Origin of the sequence: uncultured Psychrobacillus sp. (genome assembly GCF_938022135.1) — a bacterium.
Lineage (GTDB): Bacteria > Bacillota > Bacilli > Bacillales_A > Planococcaceae > Psychrobacillus.
In genome coordinates, this window is the sequence record NZ_CALIED010000066.1 from 100,720 (window position 1) to 122,798 (window position 22,079).

Sequence of the window (22,079 nt, forward strand, 5' to 3'; positions counted from 1 at the left end):
GTTTTTAGACTATTATCACTTCAGAAGCGTAGGTTTCTTTTCTACTTTTTTTGTAGATGTTGATAAGAATGCCTTCATCGCTGCCTCGTCTGTCGTCAGTCCTTCATTTTTAAATGTTGCAATTCTTTCTAGCATCTTTTTATAGTCGTTAGGTACAACCTTTACGAATTTGTGAACTGTATCTTCCCATTTGTCCAAGATATTCATAGCCTTTGTGCTTCTTGTATAATAATAATGATCCATGATTAGCTGCCTTACACTATGAATCTCTTCTTTAGACTGAAGGTTTTCAAAACCAATCATTTCCATATTACATTTAAACTTGAATCCTTCTATATCATCCACTAGCACGTAGGCAATACCACCAGACATACCTGCCCCAAAATTTTTGCCTACATCACCTAGAATAACTGCTCTACCACCTGTCATGTATTCACAGCCATGATCTCCGATTCCTTCAACGACAACATCAGCTCCACTATTTCTCACTGCAAAACGTTCTCCAGCACGACCGTTAATGAATACGGAACCATTAGTTGCTCCGTACAATGCAACGTTACCAGCTATAACATTTTGTTCTGCTGTTCCCGATAACGGAGAAGTAACTACAAGCTTCCCGCCTGAAATTCCTTTACCAAAATAGTCATTTACATCCCCGTTCACAAACATTGTCATTCCTTGTGGGATATATGCTCCAAAGCTTTGACCTGCCGCACCTTTAAAGCGTAGAGTAATCGAGTCATCAGGTAAGCCGCTTGCTCCGTATTTCTTAGAGATTTCACTCCCTATAATAGTACCTACAACCCGATCAGTATTAGCAATGGTGTAGTTTAAATCTACCTTCGTTTTATGAATGATAGCTTTTTCTACTTGTGGCAGTAACTCTCTGATATCAAATGACTTTTCAAGCTGATGGTCTTGAGCTTGTTTGCAAGTGCGGTCCCCACTCACTTGATAAAGCAATACAGATAGATCTAATTGCTGCGCTTTCCAATGAGCCTTCGCTCGCTCACTAACTTCTAATAGATCCGTTCTACCAACCAATTCATCTACAGTTCGAATACCAAGTAAAGCCATATACTCTCTTACTTCCTCTGCTACAAACTTCATGAAGTTTACAACATAGTCCGCAGACCCACTAAACTTATCTCTTAGCTCTGGATTTTGTGTTGCTATTCCAACCGGACAAGTATCCATATGGCAAGCACGCATCATCACACATCCAAGTACAATTAGGGGAGCTGTTGCAAAACCAAATTCTTCTGCTCCTAACAAGGCAGCCATAACGACATCCTTACCAGTCATGAGTTTGCCATCTGTTTCAAGTACTACTTTGTTTCGCAACCCATTTAGCATTAATGTTTGATGAGCTTCCGCAAGGCCTAACTCCCAAGGTAATCCTGTATGCTTAATACTTGTTTTCGGAGACGCTCCCGTTCCACCATCGTACCCACTTACTACAATTACATCCGCTGCACCTTTAGCAACACCCGCAGCAATTGTTCCTACGCCAGATTTTGCAACTAGCTTGACACTAATCCTAGCTGAGCGATTTGCATTTTTTAAGTCATGAATCAGTTGGGCCATATCCTCGATGGAATAGATATCATGATGGGGAGGTGGAGATATTAAACCTACCCCTGTCGTCGAGCCTCTTACATCTGCTACCCATGGGTATACTTTATTGCCTGGAAGCTGACCGCCTTCACCCGGCTTTGCTCCTTGAGCCATTTTAATTTGAAGCTCATCGGCTTCAACCAAGTAGTGGCTGTTTACGCCAAAACGGCCGGAAGCAATTTGTTTAATAGAGCTACGACGATTATCTCCATTGGTATCTAACACATATCGATTCGGATTTTCTCCGCCCTCTCCACTGTTACTTTTCCCTCCAAGACGATTCATCGCAATCGCTAACGTTTCATGAGCTTCTTGGCTTAATGAACCAAATGACATCGCACCAGTCTTAAATCTCTTTACAATGGAGTCGACTGATTCTACTTCATCTAGTGGAATCTTTTTCGACCCCTTTTTAAAAGTAAGAAGATTTCTTAAAAAGCCGATTCTCTCTTCATTTGCCATTTCTGCATACTGACGATAAAGTCCATAGTCTCCTCGTCGCGTTGCCCACTGAAGGGTATGAATTGTTTTCGGATTAAAGGCATGGTGCTCTCCTGTACTTCTCCATTGGAAATCACTGCCTGAATCTAAAGCATCGACAGTAGATTCTACTGCTAATAGATGTCTTCGAATCGCTTCTTCGCGAATCGTTTCCAGGCCGATTCCACCAAGCTGAGAAATTGTGCCTGTGAAATAGTTTTCAATGACGTCATGGCCAATACCTATCGCCTCAAATATTTGTGCGCCTCGATAGCTTTGTACCGTGGATATTCCCATTTTAGACATTACCTTAACGACGCCTTCTGCTACACCTTTGCTATACTTAGCAACTGCATCGTCATAGGTGCTTTCTAAATGGCCATCATGGATTGCCTCCGCTATAGTTGCATATGCAAGATAAGGATTAATCGCGTCCACCCCATATCCGATGAGAGCAGCAAACTGATGGACCTCTCTTGCTTCCCCGGATTCAACGATTATACTCACCTTCGTACGGTTTCCTGTTCGGAGCAAGTGCTGATGCAGGTTACTGGCTGCCAACAGAACAGGTATAGTCGGTTGTGACACATTTAATGATCTATCTGACAAAATGATAAGCGATACGTTCTTATCTATTAGCTCATCTGCTTCTTTAGAGATCCTCTCTAAATCTTTTTCCAAATCTTCAAACATATTAATATATATAGTGCCGCTTCGGAAACTTTCATCCTTCAAATCCTTTATGGATTGAAGCTGTCCATTCGTTAAAACAGGTGTTTCCAAATAGATTCGACGAGCATTGAGCTCTCCAGGGTTAAGTAAGTCACCTTCTGCACCAAGCAACGTCATCGTAGAGGTAACAATATGTTCCCGGATAGAATCGATTGGTGGATTAGTTACTTGCGCAAATAACTGTTTAAAATAATTGAAAAGAGATTGCGGTCTATCGGATAGAACAGCTAACGGAGTATCGTTCCCCATTGAACCAATAGGGTCTTTTCCTTCTATAGCAATTGGCAGAATGTATTTGTGTATATCCTCATACGTATAACCAAATGCCTTTTGACGGAACAATAGGTCCTCTACATTTTCCTGTATATCTTCCTCAGCTATTACCTTGTATTGATGATCATTTAACCACTGCTGATATGGTTGTGCTCTTGCCATTTCAGATTTTATTTCCTCGTCTGAAATAATTCTTTGTTGCTCCAAATCAATTAACAGCATTCTTCCTGGGCTTAAACGTTCCTTATAAAGAATATTTTCTTCCTCAATATCAACTACTCCAACCTCGGAAGAAAAAATAATATAGTCATCTTTTGTGACATAATAACGTGCCGGCCGTAAACCATTGCGGTCTAAAATAGCCCCAATTTGCTTTCCATTTGTAAATGAAATAGCTGTTGGACCATCCCACGGTTCCATTAAAGAGCTGTGGTAAGCATAAAATGCTTTTTTCTCTTGTGAAATGTGTGGATTCTCTGTCCACGGCTCTGGGATAAGCATCATCGCCGTATGCGCTGGAGACCTGCCAGCTAAAACAAAAAATTCAAATGCATTATCGAGCATAGATGAATCACTTCCATTAGTGTCAATGATAGGAAGTAGTTTTTCTAAATCATCACCAAAGGCATCCGACACGAATTGTTGCTCACGGGCCTTCATCCAGTTGACATTACCTCGTAGCGTATTTATTTCCCCGTTATGAACGATATAGCGATTCGGATGAGCACGCTCCCAGCTTGGGAATGTGTTTGTGCTATAACGAGAGTGTACTAAAGAAAATGCAGAAGTGAAAAGTTCATCTTGTAAATCTACATAAAACTCGTCTACTTCTTTAGGAGTTAACATTCCTTTAAAAACGATTGTCTGACTAGAAAGACTTGGGCAGTAGAATTTTTTAGCTTCCTGCTGGGCCCAATGCTCCACTAGTTTTCTAATGACATAGAGTTTCCGTTCGAACGCTAGAGAGTCTTTAAAATCTTTAGCCTTAATAAATACTTGTCGCACTACAGGTGCAGACTCTCTAGCGGATTCACTTAACTGACTCTTATCAGTAGGGACTGTCCTCCATCCGATTAGCTCTTGACCTTCAGAAATAATCGTCTCATTTATTTTTAGTTCTATCGCCTGTCTTTCCTCATCATCCTGAGTAAAAAACAACATTCCTACTCCATATTGTCCTTTTTCTGGAAGATCCCATTGACTGCAAACAACCCGAAAAAAAACATCAGGTATTTGCACCATGAGTCCTGCTCCATCTCCAGTTTGGCCATCACTGCCTTTTCCTGCACGATGGTCTAACCGGCATAACATTTCTAAGCCTTTTTTTACTATATCGTGTGTCGGTAAGCCTTTTATATTAGCATATAAACCTATCCCACAGGCGTCATGCTCTAATTCAGGATTATACATGCCCTGCGCTCCAGGTAATTGGTGAAATGTCATGCAATCGACCTCCATTTTCCAAAAAAGTGTGTTAGGAACATTGTATGTTTTCAAAATAATATAAACAATATATAATTTGGATATAAACAATCTACTTTTGAGATAGGTTAGGAGAAAACTATGGAAATCAGGCAATTAAGGTACTTTAAAGAAGTAGCCGAAAGAGAACATATTTCGGATGCAGCTATTCATTTACACGTCGCACAGTCTGCAGTTAGTAGACAAATCGCTAATCTAGAAAGTGAACTGGGTGTGGAATTATTCGAACGTATTGGGCGAAATGTAAAATTAACGCCAATAGGTAAGATTTTTTTAGAGCATTGCCTGTCTGCACTACAAGCAATCGATTTTGCCAAAAAACAAATTGATGAGTATCTAGATCCAGAAAAAGGAACTATTAAAATCGGTTTCCCAACTAGTTTGGCTGGTCATTTACTCCCCACTGTTATTTCTGCCTTTAAAAAGGAGCATCCTAACGTAGCATTTCAGTTGAGACAAGGCTCTTACAATCATTTAATCGAGGCAGTCAAAAAACGAGATATTAATATCGCTTTTTTAGGCCCACTTCCTCCAAAGGATAATACTATTAATACCACCATTTTGTTTTCGGAAAACTTTTCTGTACTAGTACCTACGAATCATCGCTTTGCAAAAAGAGAAAAGATTCCCTTAATTGACATGAGAGAAGAAGACTTTGTTCTATTTCCAAAAGGATATATATTGCATAAACTTGTTTATGATGCTTGTCATTCCGTAGGGTTTACACCTAAAAGTTCATCGGTTGGAGAAGATATGGTTGCGTTAAAAGGTCTAGTTGCTGCTGGTGTAGGAATCACGATACTACCAGACAGTACTTTCTATGACTCTATCCCTAGATTTACAACTAAGGTTCCACTCATATCTCCACCACTCCAAAGGACAGTAGGTATGATTAGTCCGGTGACGAGGGATTTGTCTCCATCAGAAAAGGTATTCCACGACTTTACCATACAGTTCTTCAAGCTATTGAATCAATATCAATAAGGCCATTTAATAGGCCATTATTGCTATATTGTGGTAAAATAAATGGAAGAGAATGTAGAAATGTGAGGTAGGAAATTTGAAAACAAAGAATGGAAAAAACGAATTGCGAGAATGGGTCGGAGCAATTGGAGTTGCTGTTTTGCTTGCCTTTGGGATACGCTTCTTTTTGTTTATACCTATAGAAGTGGAAGGTGCTTCTATGCTTCCTACCTTTGAAAATGGAGATAAGGTGATGGTCAATAAAATCGGTCCTAAATTTAATGACTACGAGCGATTTGATATTATTGTTTTTAAGGTTAATAAGGAAACTAATTACATCAAGCGAGTTATAGGTTTACCAGGCGACCATATTACCTATAAAGATGATGAGCTTTTAATAAATGGAAAAAAATACGATGAGCCTTATTTAGATGAATTGAAAAAGGAATTAATTGATCATGGCACGCTAACCCAGGACTTTACCTTGGAAGAATACTTAGGTGAAGTAGTAGTACCGGAGGGTTCGTTATTTGTACTTGGAGACAATAGACGCTTTAGTAATGACAGCCGAGAGCCTAGTGTTGGGTTCATATCTATGGATATAGTACTCGGTACCGTAAACATGACGTATTATCCTTTAAATAACTTCGGTTTTATTAAGTAGTATAGGCTGCGTTAGAATAAACTAGTAGTTCATTAATTTTTTTAATTTTGTTAGCATAAGACTAGTTCCCATATAGACACTTTTTAAGATTCTATTTTAGTGAATTTTGATCTAGGCAGCTAGTTGGATTAAGACATTTTATTTCCTATTAAATATAGTTGGAAATAATCACTCCCGAAAATGAAAAGCCCTGAAATTTTACTGTTGTAAAATTTCAGGGCTTTATTTTTGTCTGATGTTTAAGATAAAACTTTGCAAATAGTATTTAGTAATTATATAACCTTAAAGCTTATTACTCATGGGGTACATGCTAAATTATATTAGAATCGAGCCTAAACTATTGTTGAATAATATCATTATTATTTCACTATCATTTACAAGTATTACAAGTGCCAGGCACCTGTAATACTTGTAATATAAAGGTTTTTGGAATGAGGGAGTACTCTTTTACCCTATTAACCTACTATTGCATTTGCAATAATTAGCATAATCAATGAAGTTCCCCATGCTATAGTTGTTGGTACAGACCAAACTAAAATTTGTTCTTTTAGTTTGGTTATTCCTAACATACGGTTAACAACCCAGAATAAAGAATCGTTGAAATATGAAAATAACATCGCTCCTAGTGCTGCAGCTTGAGCCGCCAAGACTAAGTTAACGTCAAGATTAGCTAAGATCGGAGCAGAAATAGAAGCAGCTGTTATCATTGCAACGGTCCCGCTTCCTTGTATTAATCGTACTATTGAGGCAATAAAAAACGGCACAAGTATTGCAGGTAATGGTAAACCAGCAATGATTTCAGCTAAATAATCTCCAGTACCACTGTCACGCAACACTGTACCTAGAGCACCCCCAGCACCTGTAACTAACAGGATAATACCAGCAGTTGTCATACCTTCTTCCATTCTTTCTAACGCTTCGTCTTTTTTCATTTGATTAGCTAACCCATAAATCGCTACAACTAATCCAAGGGCTAATGCGATAATCGGTTGTCCAAGGAACAACACATATTCCCAAACCCCTCCTGTTACTTCTAAAGCCGTTAGCGTAGTATTTAAGAATATTAATATGATTGGTAATAATATCGGTAAAAATGAAATAAAGAAAGATGGTAGTTCTTTTTCTCGGTCAGCAGAAGCAGCCAAAAAATCTTTATACACCATCTCGGAAGAATCCTTACGCACAAATCCTTCTCCATCTTCCTCTGGAACTTGGTAGATTCTTTTACCAACCCATTTTGCATAAAAAACACCTATAATAATAATTGGAATTGCAAATATTAATCCCCAAAGGATCATTTCCCCTATATCTACTCCAAAAATACCTGCTACTCCTAATGGACCTGGTGTCGGTGGAACTGCATGGTGAGTTGCAGCTAAACCAATCGCTAAAGCAACACCCAGTGTCACTACGGATTTACCAGTCTTTCGTGATAATGACTTTACTAACGGATTTAAAATGACAAATGCTGAATCAACGAAAATTGGAATAGATACAAAATAACCAGCAATCGCCATTGCCCATTCTTCTTTCTTCTTTCCAACTACTCTAATTAACGTATAAGCAAGCTTTTCAGCTGCTCCAGTTACTTCTAAAATTCTACCCATCATAACCCCTAGTCCAACTACAATCCCTATGGAAGCTAGTGTATTACCAAAACCACTTGTAATAGAGTTAACTACTTTTAATGGCTCCATCCCGCCGATAAGCCCTGTAATAGAAGCAGCAATAAGTAAAGCTAAAAAAGCATGAATCTTTGTTTTTAACACAAGTAAAATTAATACTGTAACACCGATAACTAACCCCAATAACATTTGCATTTCTAAAACCATCTCTGAAACCCCTTTCAATTATGTATATTTAAATAGAAAAGGGGTTTCCCCCTTTTCTTTCTACAAAATCTACAAAGACTCGCGTGTAAACTTAGGCGCATACTCAGCAGCTAGCTTGATGCATTCGTACATACTTACTTCAGATGCGATATTATTCCAAGCTATATCAAAAGCTGTGCCATGATCTACGGAAGTACGTAAGAATGGAAGCCCATTCGTAATGGAAATAGTACGATGAAAATCAGTCATCTTAGCTGCAATATGACCTTGATCGTGGTATAAAGAAAGAACTGCATCATATTTACCATTAAGTGCTTGGAAGAATACGGAGTCAGCTGGCACTGGGCCATACGCATCAATTCCATCTGCTTTAGCAAGCTCAACACCTGGTTTAATCTCATTCACTTCTTCCATCCCGAACAAGCCACCCTCGCCGGCATGAGGATTTAACCCTGCAACTGCTAACTTACGACTCTCGACGCCTAGGCGCTGTAAAGCTTGGTCACATCTATTTAAATAATCTCGAACACGCTCTTTAGTCATCTGTTTAATAGCATCTGCAACAGATAAGTGACGAGTTAAGAAGAAAATACGCATCCCATTGACTTGGAACATAGTTAAAGGATCTGGAGCACCACCAAGATCTTCAAGCATTTCCGTGTGTCCAATGTAAGGAACATTTGCAGCTTTTAATGATTCCTTGTTAATTGGAGTGGTTGCCAATGCCTTTACTTCTCCAGTCATTGCTAGCTCCACTGACTTTTTAATGAATTCAAATGCCGCTTGGCCATTTTGAGCAGAAACTTGACCCGGTTTGAATTGCTCTAAATCTATATTATTCAAATCTAAGATATCTATTACTCCATATTCATAAGAACCTTCCGATGGTGAAGTAACTATATTAATCTCTAAATCTACACCTGTTACTTCGATCGCTTTGCGAATAATTTTAGCGTCACCTACCACAAGTGGTTTACACATAGAGTAAATTTCTTCTTTAGCTAATGACTTAACTGTAATTTCTGGGCCGATTCCCGCGGCATCACCCATTGGTATCGCAATAATTTCTCTTGTTGTCATACTAGAACACTTCCTTCTTCTTTTTTATTCGTTAAAAATCTTACGCATTTATAAATTGAATATTTGTCTCCTACCATTCCACCTTTAGTAATGACAGGTATCCCATCAAATGTTCCACCTATAAAATGACCATAAGCAGCTAGAGGAATTACTTCATCCTGTAAGCCTATTGCAGTAGCATTACTTACCGCACAAATAGCCGCAGTTACATCCCCTCCACTTGAAAAAGTACCGTCTATTTGGTGATTTGTCTGCTGAACCACATTGTTTGTCACTCTAGCCAGTCCCTCTGTTAAACGCTTTGCCAGTTTTTCTTCAGTAACCTCTTCTTTTAAAGCAATTTCTGAAAGATTCAGCTTTTCGGTTCCAGGTGTGTAAGTAGTAATTATCAAAACTTCTTGATCTTCTAATTTAGACAAAGCTTCTTCAGTAGCTCGATCAATTTCTTTCTCCCAGGAATTCGTCATCGATGCTAAAGCACTCGCATGCACATATACAGGTTCCGCATTCTTTTTATCTATCAGATAATTTAGCTGTCTCCCAGTTAAGGGTGTAATACTGCCAACGGTCACGATAAATTTATTTGTTTGAACATGTTGATGGGCTTTCATTCTCCCGTAAGAGGCAGAAAGTGGACCTGGATCAACAGGGATAAAATGTATTCCATCTATGGAAGCCATCGCCTCTGCAATGTTATCTATTTCTTCATTTGTCACTGCATCCACCACTATAATCCGATTCATCGCTTCAATTTGTTTAATGATTTGTAATTGAATGGACTCTTTACCCTTTAAAACTGTACCGAGCCCTACATGTGAAACTTTTAACTTACTTTGATTTTCCATTATAGTTGGGACATGTGAGATACTAATTGGATTCATAGGGTCTTTAGCGACATCTGTTGCCTCCACTGGCACCCCATCTACTAAAAGATAACCACCAGACACTACCCTTCCGGAATCTGGATAAGAAGCTACTACAATGGCTATAGAGTTACCGCCAATGGCATTTAACAGAGCATCTGTCTCTACTCCCAAGTTACCCCTAACTGTACTATCAATTCGTTTGCCAATAACGCTTGCCCCCCAACTGGTCAGCTGTTCATATGCTTTCAGAACTCGCTCTTCCGCATTAGACGGAGAACAGTACCTGCTATCTGTATCTATACTTATAGAAGTAAAATTACTATTTTTAGGCACTTCCCCTCCGAAAACGACTGTAGCACTCATGAATCCGTTTTTTGCTAACAGGACTCCAGTGGCATTTGCTCCTGTTAAATCATCTGCAATAATACCTATTTTCACTTTGTCACTCCCTTTATAAAAGTAGATTTTTCCTTATAGATATTTTCTACTTCTTTGGAAATAGTGCTATCTGTTATGATGCCGGTAACCGAGTCCACATCCGCTATTTTAGCAAATGCTTTTTTCCCAAATTTCTGTGCATCTACAGTTAGATAGACAGCCTCACTGACGTTTATCATTTCTTTTTTAATAGATGCTTTCTCAAATGTCGCAGATGTAATACCGAGATTGGAATGTACAGCATGTGCACCTAGAAACAGTATGTCAACGTGAATGTTTTTAAGCATTTGTTCTGCAAATGACCCTAATATTGCCCCAACTCCATTTTGTACCTTACCACCAAGTAAAATTACTTCTAATTTCGAGTCGGTTAATTCTGCTGCGATTTTAATATCATTTGTTACTACCGTAATATTAGAACGGGATTTTAATAATCTAGCAATCTCTAATGTCGTGGTACCAGAATCCAATAGAATTCTCATACCATCTTTTACTAAGCCTATTGCAATATGTGCGATTTCCTTCTTCTGTAGATGAGCTTCTGAGAGCTTTTGTTCATAGGATTGCTCTCCAATGATCGCTTGTGGTAGTGCCGCCCCTCCGTGAGTTCTAATTAATTTCTTTTGCTTTTCTAGTTCATCTAAATCTCTTCGTATAGTCATCGCAGAAACCTCTAAAAGGTCTACAAGCTCTAATATTTCAACCTTCCCTTTTATAGAAAGCTCATCTATTATTTTCTTTTTTCTGTTAATTGGAAGCATAATTCAATCTCCTTAACATAACTTTATGTTAACTATGAACACATTATGTTCTAAGTTAACAAAATTGTCAACAAAATTTGTTTATAATTAACAACGACATATAAATGTTACATTGTTTTGAATTGTCAAAAATATATTAGGGGTTTACTGCTGTAGTGTGTTAAAATATACGAATAATTAAAATTAGGAGGGTCATCTAATGCAACTGGCGGAGACAAAATTACTTCAAATTGAAGATGTGTTAAAAGCGCATCAATTTTTAAAAGAGGTTGTGTTACATACACCTTTACAAAAAAACGACTATCTGTCGGAGAAATACGAGGCTAATATATATTTTAAACGTGAAGATCTTCAACATGTTCGCTCATTTAAACTGAGAGGAGCTTACTATAAAATAAAAACTATTGAAGAGGCTGCCTGTAAAAAAGGAGTAGTCTGTGCAAGTGCAGGAAATCATGCCCAAGGAGTGGCTTATGCCTGTGCCCATTTAGGAATATCCGCAAAAATATTTATGCCATTGACTACTCCGAGTCAAAAAATTGAACAGGTAAGAATGTTTGGACGTGAGTTTGTCGAAATTATTCTAGCTGGTGATACTTTTGATGATTCAGCTAGCAGTGCCGTTGCCTACGCAAATGAGAATGATCGACTGTTTATCCACCCTTTTGACGATTTAGATATCATTGCAGGTCAAGGTACAGTCGCAGTTGAGATTATGAATGATATTGATGAAAAGCTAGATTATGTTTTTAGTAGCATTGGTGGAGGAGGTTTAGTGTCTGGTGTTTCTTCCTATATAAAGAATCTATCTCCTAGCACACAAATTATTGGTGTAGAGCCTGCTGGAGCAGCAAGTATGAAGGCAGCAATAGCAAACAGCGGGCCAATCGTACTTGAAACGATAGATAAATTTGTAGATGGGGCAGCGGTTAAGTGCGTCGGAAAGCTAACGCATCAAGTGGTAGCCAAATACGTGGATGATATTACACTTGTTCCAGAAGGAAAGGTATGCACCACCATTTTAGACCTGTACAATAAACACGCTATTATCGCAGAGCCTGCTGGAGCATTATCAGTAGCAGCGCTTGACTCTTATAAGGAACAAATTAAAGGAAAATCTGTAGTTTGTATTATTAGTGGTGGTAACAATGATATTGGAAGAATGCAAGAGATTAAAGAAAAGTCATTGATTCATGAAGGTCTACTCTACTACTTTATCGTGAGCTTCCCACAAAGAGCTGGAGCTTTACGACAATTCCTAGATAAAGTACTCGGTCCGAATGATGACATTACAACCTTTGAATATACGAAAAAAAACAATAAAGAAAGCGGACCGGCATTAGTAGGTATTGAATTGAAAACTAGTAATGATTATTCAGGACTCTTAATGAGAATGAATGAAAATGGATTTTCTTATAAGGAAGTGAATAAAGATAGCACGCTTTTTGAGTTATTAATATAGAAGAATAGCTTTATATCAACATTTATATTAGTTTAAAGGCGCCAAAAATTGTTCACAAACTATGTGCAGATAAAAATAATTATAATCTAATTCTAGCATTATCACTTTCCCTTTGATATAATAATTCTTGTATTATAAAGATTCTAATCTAGGGGGAAAAAGAATGTCTGAAAATCAAAATAACAAGATGACAACTGCAGCTGGCGCACCAGTAGTAGATAACCAAAACTCACAATCTGCTGGTAGAAGAGGTCCTCTTCTACTTCAAGACGTTTGGTTATTAGAGAAACTAGCACACTTTGATAGAGAAGTCATTCCAGAGCGTCGTATGCATGCGAAAGGCTCAGGTGCTTACGGTAAATTTACTGTAACTCATGACATTACTCAATATACTTGCGCTAGTCTATTCTCTGAAATCGGAAAAGAAACAGAAATGTTCGTACGTTTCTCAACTGTTGCTGGAGAACGCGGTGCAGCGGATGCTGAGCGTGATATTCGTGGATTTGCAATGCGTTTCTATACAGAACAAGGTAACTGGGATTTAGTTGGGAACAACACACCAGTATTCTTCTTCCGTGATCCATTAAAATTCCCAGATTTAAACCATGCCATTAAGCGTGACCCACGCACAAATATGCGTAGCGCTAATAGCAACTGGGATTTCTGGACTTCTCTTCCAGAAGCACTTCACCAAATTACTATCGTAATGAGTGAGCGTGGATTACCAAAATCCTACCGTACGATGGACGGGTTTGGAAGCCATACATTCTCAATGATCAATGCGGAAGGTCAACGTGTTTGGGTTAAATTCCACATGAAATCAGTACAAGGAATTGAAAACCTTACTGACCAAGAAGCAGTTGAAATCGTAGGAGTAGACCGTGAAAGTCACCAACGTGATCTAATGGAAGCAATTGACGCAGGTAACTTCCCTAAATGGAAAATGTATATCCAAGTGATGACGGAAGAACAAGCTAACAATATGCCTTATAATCCATTTGATTTAACAAAAGTTTGGTATAAAAAAGATTTCCCACTAATTCCAGTTGGAGAATTCGAATTAAACCGCAACCCAGATAACTATTTTGCAGAAGTAGAGCAAGCTGCATTTACACCAGCTAACGTAGTACCTGGTATCAGCTTCTCTCCAGATAGAATGCTACAAGGTCGCCTATTCTCTTATGGAGATGCAGCACGTTACCGTTTAGGTGTTAACCATCACCAAATTCCAGTTAACCAACCTAAATGCCCATTCCACTCTTACCACCGCGATGGTGCTATGCGTGTAGATGGCAATAAAGGAAGCACGATGACTTACGAGCCAAACAGCTATGGTCAATGGAAAGATCAACCTCAATATAAAGAACCTGCTCTATCTCTTGATGGTGCAGCAACTCAATGGGATTTCCGTGAAGATGATGACAACTACTTCGAGCAACCAGGTAAATTGTTCAATCTTATGAACCCTGAGCAACAGCAAGTCCTATTTGAAAATACTGCTCGTAATATGAATGGCGTAGAAGATTTCATTAAAATCCGTCACATCATTCACTGCTACAAAGCAGACCCTGCTTATGGTCAAGGCGTTGCTGCGGCAATGGAACTTCCATGGGAAAGAATTGAAGAAGTTATGAACGTAACTGCAACTGTATAAATTTAGTAAGGCTATCCTCTTGAAGGGGATAGCCTTTTTATGAGCTTCCATATCTCGCTTTTCCTATATAAGTTGCCACTTTGTAGACTCAGATTGACTAAAGCCATTTGTGCTATGATGTAACTATAATGCGTGTATTAGGAGGATATCTTTTTATGGGTACTGTCATAATAATAAGTATTATTATATTCGTCATAGTTCTAGCTTTAACGATTTTCACTATTAACAAGGGCTATGCTTATAAGCATACGATTGATGAACATCCTGACAAAATGGATAAGAAACAAAAAACGCATCCGCCTGAATGAGGCAGATGCGTTTTTTAATAAATTATTTTGTTCCAGCTTTTTCTTTTTTAATTTGTTTACTACGTAATTGACCACAGGCTGCATCAATATCAGTACCCTGCTCCATACGTACTCCACAGTTTATTCCTTTATTCTTCAATGTTTGGAAGAAAGCACTAATGGATTTTTCAGTACTACGTTGGTACTGTCCATGCTCATCTACCGGATTATAAGGAATTAAGTTAACATATGAAAGATGTCGCTTATTTTCCAATAGCTTAGCCAACTGCTGCGCTTCTTCCACATGATCATTAACGTCTTTAAGTAGGATATACTCAAATGTAATACGACGGTTTGTTTTTTCTAAATAATAGTCAACAGCAGCCATTACTTTCTCAATTGGGAAGGCTTTATTGATAACCATGATTTGAGAACGAAGCTCGTCATTTGGAGCATGTAAAGAAACAGCAAGATTTACTTGAATATTTTCATTAGCAAAGTCAATAATTTTCTTAGCTAGCCCACTTGTAGAAACAGTGATATGACGTGCACCAATTGCAAGTCCTTTTTGATCATTAACTGTTCTTAAGAAGTTCATAAGATTTTTGTAGTTGTCAAATGGCTCGCCAATACCCATTACTACGATATGACTTACACGCTCGTCTTTTTGAAGCTGATCTAAATGCTCTTGAACCTTCATAATTTGTCCAACTATCTCTCCAGCATCTAAGTCACGACTCTTCTTTAAAAGACCACTTGCACAAAAGCTACAGCCGATATTACAGCCAACTTGAGTTGTTACACATACGGACAGACCGTATTTAAAACGCATTAATACTGTTTCAATTAAATTCCCATCTTGCATTTCAAAAAGGAATTTAATCGTTCCATCTGCCGACTCCTGTTTTACACTTTCTTTTAGCGTTTGGATAACGAAATTTTCTTCTAAAAGATCCAAACAGTCTTTGTTTACATTTTTCATTTCCGCAAAGCTTTGTACTCGTTTAATATATAACCAATCCCATACTTGTTCCGCACGGAATTTTTTTTGACCATGTTCCATTAACCATTCTATTAATTGGTCTCTAGTTAGACCATAAATTGATTTTTTCATTATTTAGCCCCTCTTTTCTTACACATACAATTCGCCTATTATACACCAAATTCTCTTGCACGACAATTAATTATAAAGGAAAAATATTTAAAAAGATATCATTTAGTCTTTCCAATACTAACTTAAATACACTGGAAATTAAAGATATTAGTCCTATTTCCTTTTACTGACGAAAATAACATTCATTGAAAGGAATTATGATGAATAAGCTAATAGAACGTGTATAAAAGATTGGAGATATCGATTATGAAGTTCATGAAAAGAAAAAGAGCATTTTTTCATCCCGGCAAAGCATTTTTAAAAGTAATTGTATTCATTACTTTTTTTGCAGCATTTCTACCTACAGGGATTACCAATACGCAGATGAATGATACTTTTATAGGGACTACAATTAATACTTTTCAACACTCGATTGATAATCTCATGGTTGTCTCGTATGAGGTCAATGATACGATCATAGATGAAAATACGGGTCAAGCTGAATATTCCGTGCTTACTGCTTATACTCTATTTGGTATTCCATATGCTGAAGTAATTGCTACTGAAGAAAGCACCTATATTAATAAGAAGTATCTTTTTGTACGTTAAATATGAGTAGTTAAAGTTAAAAATGCAATAAAAAAACCGTGAAATCGGCAACTTGATTTCACGGTTTTTTAAGACATTTCTTCATTTTAGTTGTTTGCAGACCCCCCAGAAAGCGTCCGCTGTATCGGAAAACAACTCCAGGTGATTAGAATAGAATCCTCGAAACCTTACCAGGTAGTAAAATTTTTAAGGTTTATAATTGGCAGCCTAGCCTCATGTTTATTTTTATATTAGTTATATAGATGTTTCTATTTCGTTCTCGCGAATCCAGTCACTATAGCTACCAACATATAATTTAACATCTTCATATCCAGCCTCTTTTAAGCTTGCATATAATGGAGCTGCAGTTACCCCACTTCCGCAGTACGCGATAACTGGCTTCTTTTTGTTCGTTAGATCACTTAACTTTGCAGTTAATGAGTCTTTGTCTAAAAAAGTACTACCCTGCTTTAATTGTTCCCAGTCATAATTAATTGCTGTGGGGATATGACCAGCTACCGGATCAATTGGCTCTATCTCGCCTCTGAATCGAGCAGCTGCACGTGCATCAATTAACTGACCTTCCTTGTTCCCTTTTACAACCTCACGGACATCGTCCATATTTAACAATATATTATCATTCCAACTAGGAACTACTTTCGTATTGTCGTAATAGGTTATTTTCTTAGTAATGGGAAGTGCTTGCTTTATTTCTTCAAAACCCTGACGTAAAACTTTAACATTCTTAAAGCCTGCCCACTCTAGTAAAAAATATGCTCTTAAAGAAAAAGGTACTGCTCCTTGATCGTATATAACTATTTGGTCATCCAATGATAGTCCTGCGCTCTGTATGAGTTCTGTCATTTTCTCTTTCGAAATCATTGGATGTCTACCATGAACATCCTCCATATTAGAAAGATCTTTTTCTAAGTCCCAGTAAACCGCACCTTCTACATGCCCATCTTGAAACAAAACAAATCCAGCCTTAGAATCAGCTAGGTTAAAGCGTGTATCGATAAACCTTGTAGTATTAGCATCAATATCAGTTAGATCGATAAAAACCTTAGTCACTAAGCATTACCTCCACCCTGAATTTTTTGATAAATATCTTTCCAGCGGTTCAACGTCTCTTCTTGCTCCAACAGTTTTCGCTCAGCAGCAAGCTGTTGTAATGATTCGTTCAGCCATTTTATACGAGCTCGCTCTATTTCTTGCTCAGCATAATGGATGAGCCATTCAACCAGTCTTTGTTTCTCTTGTTCGATATAGGCTGTTGCTTCTACTTTTGTTTCCTCAGATAGAGTATCCCTTAACTTTTCTTTTTCATTTTTCTCGAAGAAGGACTTAGCATTTTTAAAGTATGATTTTACGTGACTATATTTATCTTTGTCTTGGAAAGGACCTACAAACTCTAATAATTCATAGTCCTCACTTTCATGAGGGCTAAAAGTTAAGCTTCCATTCCAATCCTTTAAGATTCTCATTTCTTCCTTATCCAGCTGGGTTATTTGTCTCTGGATAAATTGAAGAACTCGGAAGTTGGTTACACGTAACTCCTGCTCCAAATCAAAACGAATCATTTGAAGAATATCTTTTAGAGCGATGTCTAAAGCAACGGAAGCGCTGTGATTAGAAAACAGGGAAGGATTATAAGCTTCCTTGAAAAATTCATTAAAGCGATAATACACACGTTGTAAAACATAAAAAAGTAGTGACTCTAATTCTTGCGTCGTATCCTTTGTTAAGGATATAGCGTTGTACTGTGTGTATCGTTCTCTTATTTTTTCTTCTTGATTAGTAAGCTCCGTCAGTCTTTCTTCTTTTCGAGCTAGATTAGCCTCGGTTTGTTGGATGAGAGATAACAATTTATTTTTCTGGCGATTCGATTCCTCTTCTAAAGCAATGACAGCAATTTGCTTAAGATCCTGCTCTAAGAATTGATGGAATGATTTTTCAAACTGCTCCATACCTTTATGCAGCTGCATCTTATTTTCTTTTTCTTGCAAAGCTTGAAGACTAGAGACACCAAACACTCGAGGGAAACGAATACCAAAACGCTGTAGCTCGTCCTTGACATATTGCTTTACTAAATCTGCCTCTTCCTCATTACTTGCAAGGTCAATTGCATTCACTACAAAGAACATCTTGTCTAGCTCAAAAGAGTCCTTCACACGGCCAAGCTGAATTAGGAATTCTCTATCTGCTTTAGCAAAAGCATGGTTAAAGTACGTCACAAATAATACTGCATCTGCGTTTCTAATGTAGTCGAAAGCGACTCCTGTGTGTCTAGCATTTATGGAGTCTGCTCCCGGAGTATCAACTAAAGTTACTCCTAATCTTGTTAACTCACAATCAAAATAGAAATCAATAAAATCTACGAAGCAGCTTTTAGATTCCTGTGCGACAAAAAGAGAAAATTCCTTTTCATCTACATTTAAAACTTCTCCCAGCTTGTCCTTTACAGCAGGGTATCCGATATAAAATGCGTTAATAAAGGATTTATGAACTTCCTCAGTAGAGTTCTCTTTTACTGCAGCTGGAGCTTTTTCGAAGGCTTCTTCTAAAGAAGTAATAGTAATTCCTAACTGTTCAAAGGCAAACTTAACATCCTCCAAAAGCTGCTCTTTCGTCTTCAAGCTAACATCAGCGGTATTATGCAAGTGAGTATCTGTTACGGGATGTATTTTATTTATGGTTGCCGTAGTAGGGTTTGGGGATACAGGCAACACATTAGCTCCCATCAGTGCATTAGAAAAACTGGATTTTCCGGCACTAAAAGCTCCAAAAAGCGCAATAGTGAATTGTTGGTTTTCTACCCGCATTGCTTTCTTCTTAATAACGGAAGCAGCTTCCTGAAAGTCAGGGAGCTCTTTTAAAATCTCTCCAATCTTATTTGCACGGTGAATAATTTCATCAAATGCTAATATTGGAGCTTCCTCAGATCTCTCCTCTTCAGTAGCGACAGCATTAACTGCCTCTTCTTCCTCTTCAGTTGTCTCTACATATTCCACAATAGAACGTTCGAACAATTGACGTTCTTCGTTCCACTCACTTAAAAGATCGACACTATCCTTTCGAATTTGAAGAGTAGGAGCTATTACTAACTTGCTAAGATCCTCTACCCTTTTCTCTATTTCTGTCACTTTTAAAATAGCTTCTTGTTTTTCTCTTAAAGTATCCGTTTTCTTATTAAACTGCTCGTCTTCAGTAGAAGAATGCTCTTCAATATATTGAATATTTTCTTCTTTCCAAGCTTCCGTTTCTTTTACAAAGTATCGGCTAACTGCATCGTTTACACGATTTGCGTAATTTAATATCGCATCACCTGTTGTACTAGCCCCATTATGCATCGTATCTACGATAATTTCGGATGGCAATGAAAATGACATATTATTTATTTCACTTGTCTTACTGTCATTTAATAAACCAACATCTTTTAGCATCCGCTTCATTAAGTTTTTAATATGTGCCGTAATATGAGTGGAAACAATTGTCTCTAGTAGCTCAATTGTCTCTGTTAACCTATTATTTCTTTCTTGTTCCGTCTTTTTCTTACTCGATAAGAAGCCAACTTTGAAGTTATCCTGCCTGCTTTCCGCATAACTCTTTAGCTTCTCCCGAATTTCATACGTCATTATCGAGGCATTGCTTAAAATTTCTTTTCTGTTAGATTCAAATACCTTTTTCCAAGCGTCGCTTTCTTGAAGCTTTTTTTGTTTCTCAGAGACTTCAAACTGTTCCAAGATTTCTTCGACATTAATCCAATCTTCCTCGGTTAATAAATAACTTAGCTCATGCTGTAGACCTTTTTTTTCCTCTTCTAAAAATTCCAGATGCTCATCTTTTAGTTTTTCTAATGTAGCTGTAGCTGAAAGTAAAAAAAGTTCTTCTTTATGAAGGATGGAATCATTTACAATTTGTTTTACTTGCTCAAAGTCATTATGTAGCATCTCTCTGTTTTTTAAAGAGGTATAGTAAATATCCTTTGGAATTACATTCCACGCGGTAAAAGCAGATGACACAGATTCTTTATAAGCAGTAAAAGACAACTCTTCTTCTCGGTGCTTATCAATCTGGTTAACGATTAAGTATATGTTTTCATTGTAATGCAGCAATTGTTTTGTAAACTGAAAGTTCAATTCAGACTGTACATGGTTATAGTCCATCACATAAAATACGATGTCTGCGAGATGGAGCGCCGACTCTGTTGACACTCGGTGAGCGTCATCTGTAGAATCAACACCAGGCGTATCCATAACGGTAATACCTTTTGGAAGCCCAGATGTTTTATGACCAATTTCTATTTGAGAAACCTTACTACCATCCTTTGAATATTTTTTTACATGCTGTATATCATATTCTCCTGAGAATTTAACAGGAGACTGATCCACAAAGTGGACAATCGCATAATTTTCATCTGCTTTATTTACCGTTACAATATTAGCCGACGTAGGTATGGGACTAGTCGGTAGCAGTTGTTCATTTACGAGTGCATTAATCATACTAGATTTACCTGCTGAGAAGTGACCAGCAAAAGCAATGGTAAATGTTTGTTTTTCTAATTTATCTGCAAATAGCTTTGACTTGGCATATCTTTCATTATCCTTATTTTGCTTAAAGATAGCTGCAAGCAAAGCGTTTTTCTGTTTAATATTCTGTAGTTCTTCTAATTGATCCATTTGAAATTTTTCCCCTTTTTATCTAATAAACAATATGTATATCATATCAGAAAATATAAAAAAAGATGACTTTATTGTCATAAAGTCATCACATAAATAATTCTTATTTTGAATGAGGTGTTATTGAACTTAATACATGCTTTGTAACTACGCTATAAATAACAACTGTTGAGCCAATTAAAATATATAACATGACTATCTCCCTCTCAACTGAACTTGATATTCATTCTCATTTAAATGATAACATAACAATTCACAAATGACTATAAAATATATTCTTTTTGACTAGATATTATGCTAAAATTGATTCAACTTTACTACTTGGAGGAAAAAGATGACTCTTTCTAGGAACATACAAACTATATTGAATGGGACGATTCAATCTATAAAAGCAGTCATCCCTTTAAACCTTAGTTATACCCCACCTACTCTCTTGTCTCAACCATATGAGGTAGTGGAAATGGCTGTACTGATCGGTATTGTAGGCGATATGAAAGCAAGAATTATAATAGATGCATCTTCTCATTATTTTTCATCTGTTGGTGCCTCTATGTTTGGTATGCCTTTAGAGGGAGAAATGCTTGAATCTTTTACAGGCGAACTAGGAAACATGATTGCAGGTAATTTATGTACGGTTGTTGCACAACAAGGATTAGAAATAGATATAACCCCTCCTACTGTAATTGTAGGACAAAGTAAGTTATATGGTTTCCAACAGGCTTTCTTTCTACCCGTTGAAGTTACAGACATAGGTCCCATGGCTATTATTCTGACTGTTGATGAAGATTAGATAGTTATACATAATTCTTAATACTTTGTACGCATCGAAGAGAATGGAAAAAAATCCTCCTTTAAGTTAAAAGTCCTGAAATTTTACAAATCGTAAAATTTTTAGGGCTTTTTTTGTTACATCATAGCAGTTGTTCAAGCGGATAGAGACAATAGTCTTTCCAATAATTATCCCTTAAAAATCGCTGTCATGCCCCATGATATAAGTGTTGCCCTCATTATCAAATTTTCTAAAACATAAAAGCTATATTTATGCGAATAAATTTATTAGCGCTTTATCGATGCTAAAGCTGTTCCCATTTATTGATTGGAGCGCCAGACGGCGACTCCTACGGGATG

Annotated in this window: 15 protein-coding genes; 7 read left to right on the forward strand and 8 right to left on the reverse strand. The window is 37.4% G+C overall.

All coding sequences use genetic code 11. The annotated features are described in order from the left end of the window. Positions 1–15 precede the first annotated feature (15 nt). Positions 16–4,545 (reverse strand): glutamate synthase large subunit, encoded by a 4,530-nt coding sequence (gltB, locus tag Q0371_RS12970; RefSeq protein ID WP_298471772.1) that lies wholly within the window; start codon positions 4,543–4,545, stop codon positions 16–18. A 120-nt stretch (positions 4,546–4,665) separates the two neighbouring features. Between gltB and Q0371_RS12975 the strand changes: the two genes are divergently transcribed. Both Q0371_RS12975 and lepB read left to right on the forward strand, forming a co-directional pair. Continuing rightward, positions 4,666–5,568, forward strand: a complete 903-nt coding sequence (locus Q0371_RS12975; RefSeq protein ID WP_298471775.1) for a LysR family transcriptional regulator — start codon at positions 4,666–4,668, stop codon at positions 5,566–5,568. Between the two features lie 76 nt (positions 5,569–5,644). Next, positions 5,645–6,211, forward strand: a complete 567-nt coding sequence (gene lepB / locus Q0371_RS12980) for a signal peptidase I (protein ID WP_298471778.1) — start codon at positions 5,645–5,647, stop codon at positions 6,209–6,211. 455 nt (positions 6,212–6,666) lie between these two features. On the opposite strand, the gene Q0371_RS12985 is transcribed toward lepB, so the two are convergent. The 4 genes from Q0371_RS12985 to Q0371_RS13000 all read right to left on the reverse strand — a co-directional run bounded on the left by Q0371_RS12985 (position 6,667) and on the right by Q0371_RS13000 (position 11,188). Beyond that, positions 6,667–8,043: a gluconate:H+ symporter gene (locus tag Q0371_RS12985; RefSeq protein ID WP_298471780.1), complete on the reverse strand. Its 1,377-nt coding sequence runs from the start codon at positions 8,041–8,043 to the stop codon at positions 6,667–6,669. A gap of 69 nt (positions 8,044–8,112) precedes the next feature. Then, entirely contained in the window at positions 8,113–9,123 is a 1,011-nt protein-coding gene (gene pdxA, locus Q0371_RS12990) for a 4-hydroxythreonine-4-phosphate dehydrogenase PdxA (protein ID WP_298471783.1), read from the reverse strand. Further along, a complete protein-coding gene (locus Q0371_RS12995; protein WP_298471786.1) occupies positions 9,120–10,427 on the reverse strand; it encodes a four-carbon acid sugar kinase family protein in 1,308 nt (435 codons plus the stop codon). Before Q0371_RS12995 ends, pdxA begins: the two co-directional genes overlap by 4 nt. Then, the gene (locus tag Q0371_RS13000; protein WP_298471789.1) at positions 10,424–11,188 is read right to left on the reverse strand and encodes a DeoR/GlpR family DNA-binding transcription regulator; all 765 of its coding nucleotides are present in this window, start codon (positions 11,186–11,188) and stop codon (positions 10,424–10,426) included. Before Q0371_RS13000 ends, Q0371_RS12995 begins: the two co-directional genes overlap by 4 nt. Before the next feature lie 199 nt (positions 11,189–11,387). Between Q0371_RS13000 and ilvA the strand changes: the two genes are divergently transcribed. The 3 genes from ilvA (at position 11,388) to ytzI (ending at position 14,612) form a co-directional block, all read left to right on the forward strand. Next, positions 11,388–12,650, forward strand: coding sequence for a threonine ammonia-lyase IlvA (gene ilvA, locus Q0371_RS13005; RefSeq protein WP_298471792.1), 1,263 nt, complete (start codon positions 11,388–11,390; stop codon positions 12,648–12,650). 163 nt (positions 12,651–12,813) lie between these two features. Further along, positions 12,814–14,304: a catalase gene (locus Q0371_RS13010; RefSeq protein WP_298471794.1), complete on the forward strand. Its 1,491-nt coding sequence runs from the start codon at positions 12,814–12,816 to the stop codon at positions 14,302–14,304. 155 nt (positions 14,305–14,459) lie between these two features. Beyond that, positions 14,460–14,612 (forward strand): YtzI protein, encoded by a 153-nt coding sequence (gene ytzI / locus Q0371_RS13015; RefSeq protein ID WP_169359528.1) that lies wholly within the window; start codon positions 14,460–14,462, stop codon positions 14,610–14,612. Positions 14,613–14,634: 22 nt separating this feature from the next. Here the strand turns inward: ytzI and rlmN are convergent, their stop codons facing one another. Then, a complete protein-coding gene (rlmN, locus tag Q0371_RS13020; protein WP_169359529.1) occupies positions 14,635–15,705 on the reverse strand; it encodes a 23S rRNA (adenine(2503)-C(2))-methyltransferase RlmN in 1,071 nt (356 codons plus the stop codon). Between the two features lie 246 nt (positions 15,706–15,951). On the opposite strand from rlmN, the gene Q0371_RS13025 reads away from it, so the two are divergent. Further along, complete coding sequence (locus tag Q0371_RS13025) at positions 15,952–16,293, forward strand: hypothetical protein (RefSeq protein ID WP_298471798.1); 342 nt, start codon at positions 15,952–15,954, stop codon at positions 16,291–16,293. A 234-nt stretch (positions 16,294–16,527) separates the two neighbouring features. Here Q0371_RS13025 and Q0371_RS13030 read toward each other — a convergent pair whose 3' ends face one another. After that, complete coding sequence (locus tag Q0371_RS13030) at positions 16,528–17,343, reverse strand: sulfurtransferase (protein WP_298471801.1); 816 nt, start codon at positions 17,341–17,343, stop codon at positions 16,528–16,530. Then, positions 17,343–20,951, reverse strand: a complete 3,609-nt coding sequence (locus Q0371_RS13035) for a dynamin family protein (protein WP_251556154.1) — start codon at positions 20,949–20,951, stop codon at positions 17,343–17,345. The genes Q0371_RS13030 and Q0371_RS13035 overlap by 1 nt, the downstream gene beginning before the upstream one ends. 334 nt (positions 20,952–21,285) lie before the next feature. Between Q0371_RS13035 and Q0371_RS13040 the strand changes: the two genes are divergently transcribed. Then, positions 21,286–21,741 (forward strand): chemotaxis protein CheX, encoded by a 456-nt coding sequence (locus Q0371_RS13040; protein ID WP_251556153.1) that lies wholly within the window; start codon positions 21,286–21,288, stop codon positions 21,739–21,741. The last annotated feature ends 338 nt before the right edge of the window (positions 21,742–22,079 follow it).

What these genes read in the sequence shown, in the direction of transcription:
- gltB (WP_298471772.1), bottom strand. Translation starts at nt 4,545, where the DNA reads ATGACATTTCACCAATTACCTGGAGCGCAGGGCATGTATAATCCTGAA.
- Q0371_RS12975 (WP_298471775.1), top strand. Translation starts at nt 4,666, where the DNA reads ATGGAAATCAGGCAATTAAGGTACTTTAAAGAAGTAGCCGAAAGAGAA.
- Q0371_RS12985 (WP_298471780.1), bottom strand. Translation starts at nt 8,043, where the DNA reads ATGGTTTTAGAAATGCAAATGTTATTGGGGTTAGTTATCGGTGTTACA.
- pdxA (WP_298471783.1), bottom strand. Translation starts at nt 9,123, where the DNA reads ATGACAACAAGAGAAATTATTGCGATACCAATGGGTGATGCCGCGGGA.
- Q0371_RS13000 (WP_298471789.1), bottom strand. Translation starts at nt 11,188, where the DNA reads ATGCTTCCAATTAACAGAAAAAAGAAAATAATAGATGAGCTTTCTATA.
- ilvA (WP_298471792.1), top strand. Translation starts at nt 11,388, where the DNA reads ATGCAACTGGCGGAGACAAAATTACTTCAAATTGAAGATGTGTTAAAA.
- Q0371_RS13010 (WP_298471794.1), top strand. Translation starts at nt 12,814, where the DNA reads ATGTCTGAAAATCAAAATAACAAGATGACAACTGCAGCTGGCGCACCA.
- ytzI (WP_169359528.1), top strand. Translation starts at nt 14,460, where the DNA reads ATGGGTACTGTCATAATAATAAGTATTATTATATTCGTCATAGTTCTA.
- rlmN (WP_169359529.1), bottom strand. Translation starts at nt 15,705, where the DNA reads ATGAAAAAATCAATTTATGGTCTAACTAGAGACCAATTAATAGAATGG.
- Q0371_RS13025 (WP_298471798.1), top strand. Translation starts at nt 15,952, where the DNA reads ATGAAGTTCATGAAAAGAAAAAGAGCATTTTTTCATCCCGGCAAAGCA.
- Q0371_RS13035 (WP_251556154.1), bottom strand. Translation starts at nt 20,951, where the DNA reads ATGGATCAATTAGAAGAACTACAGAATATTAAACAGAAAAACGCTTTG.
- Q0371_RS13040 (WP_251556153.1), top strand. Translation starts at nt 21,286, where the DNA reads ATGACTCTTTCTAGGAACATACAAACTATATTGAATGGGACGATTCAA.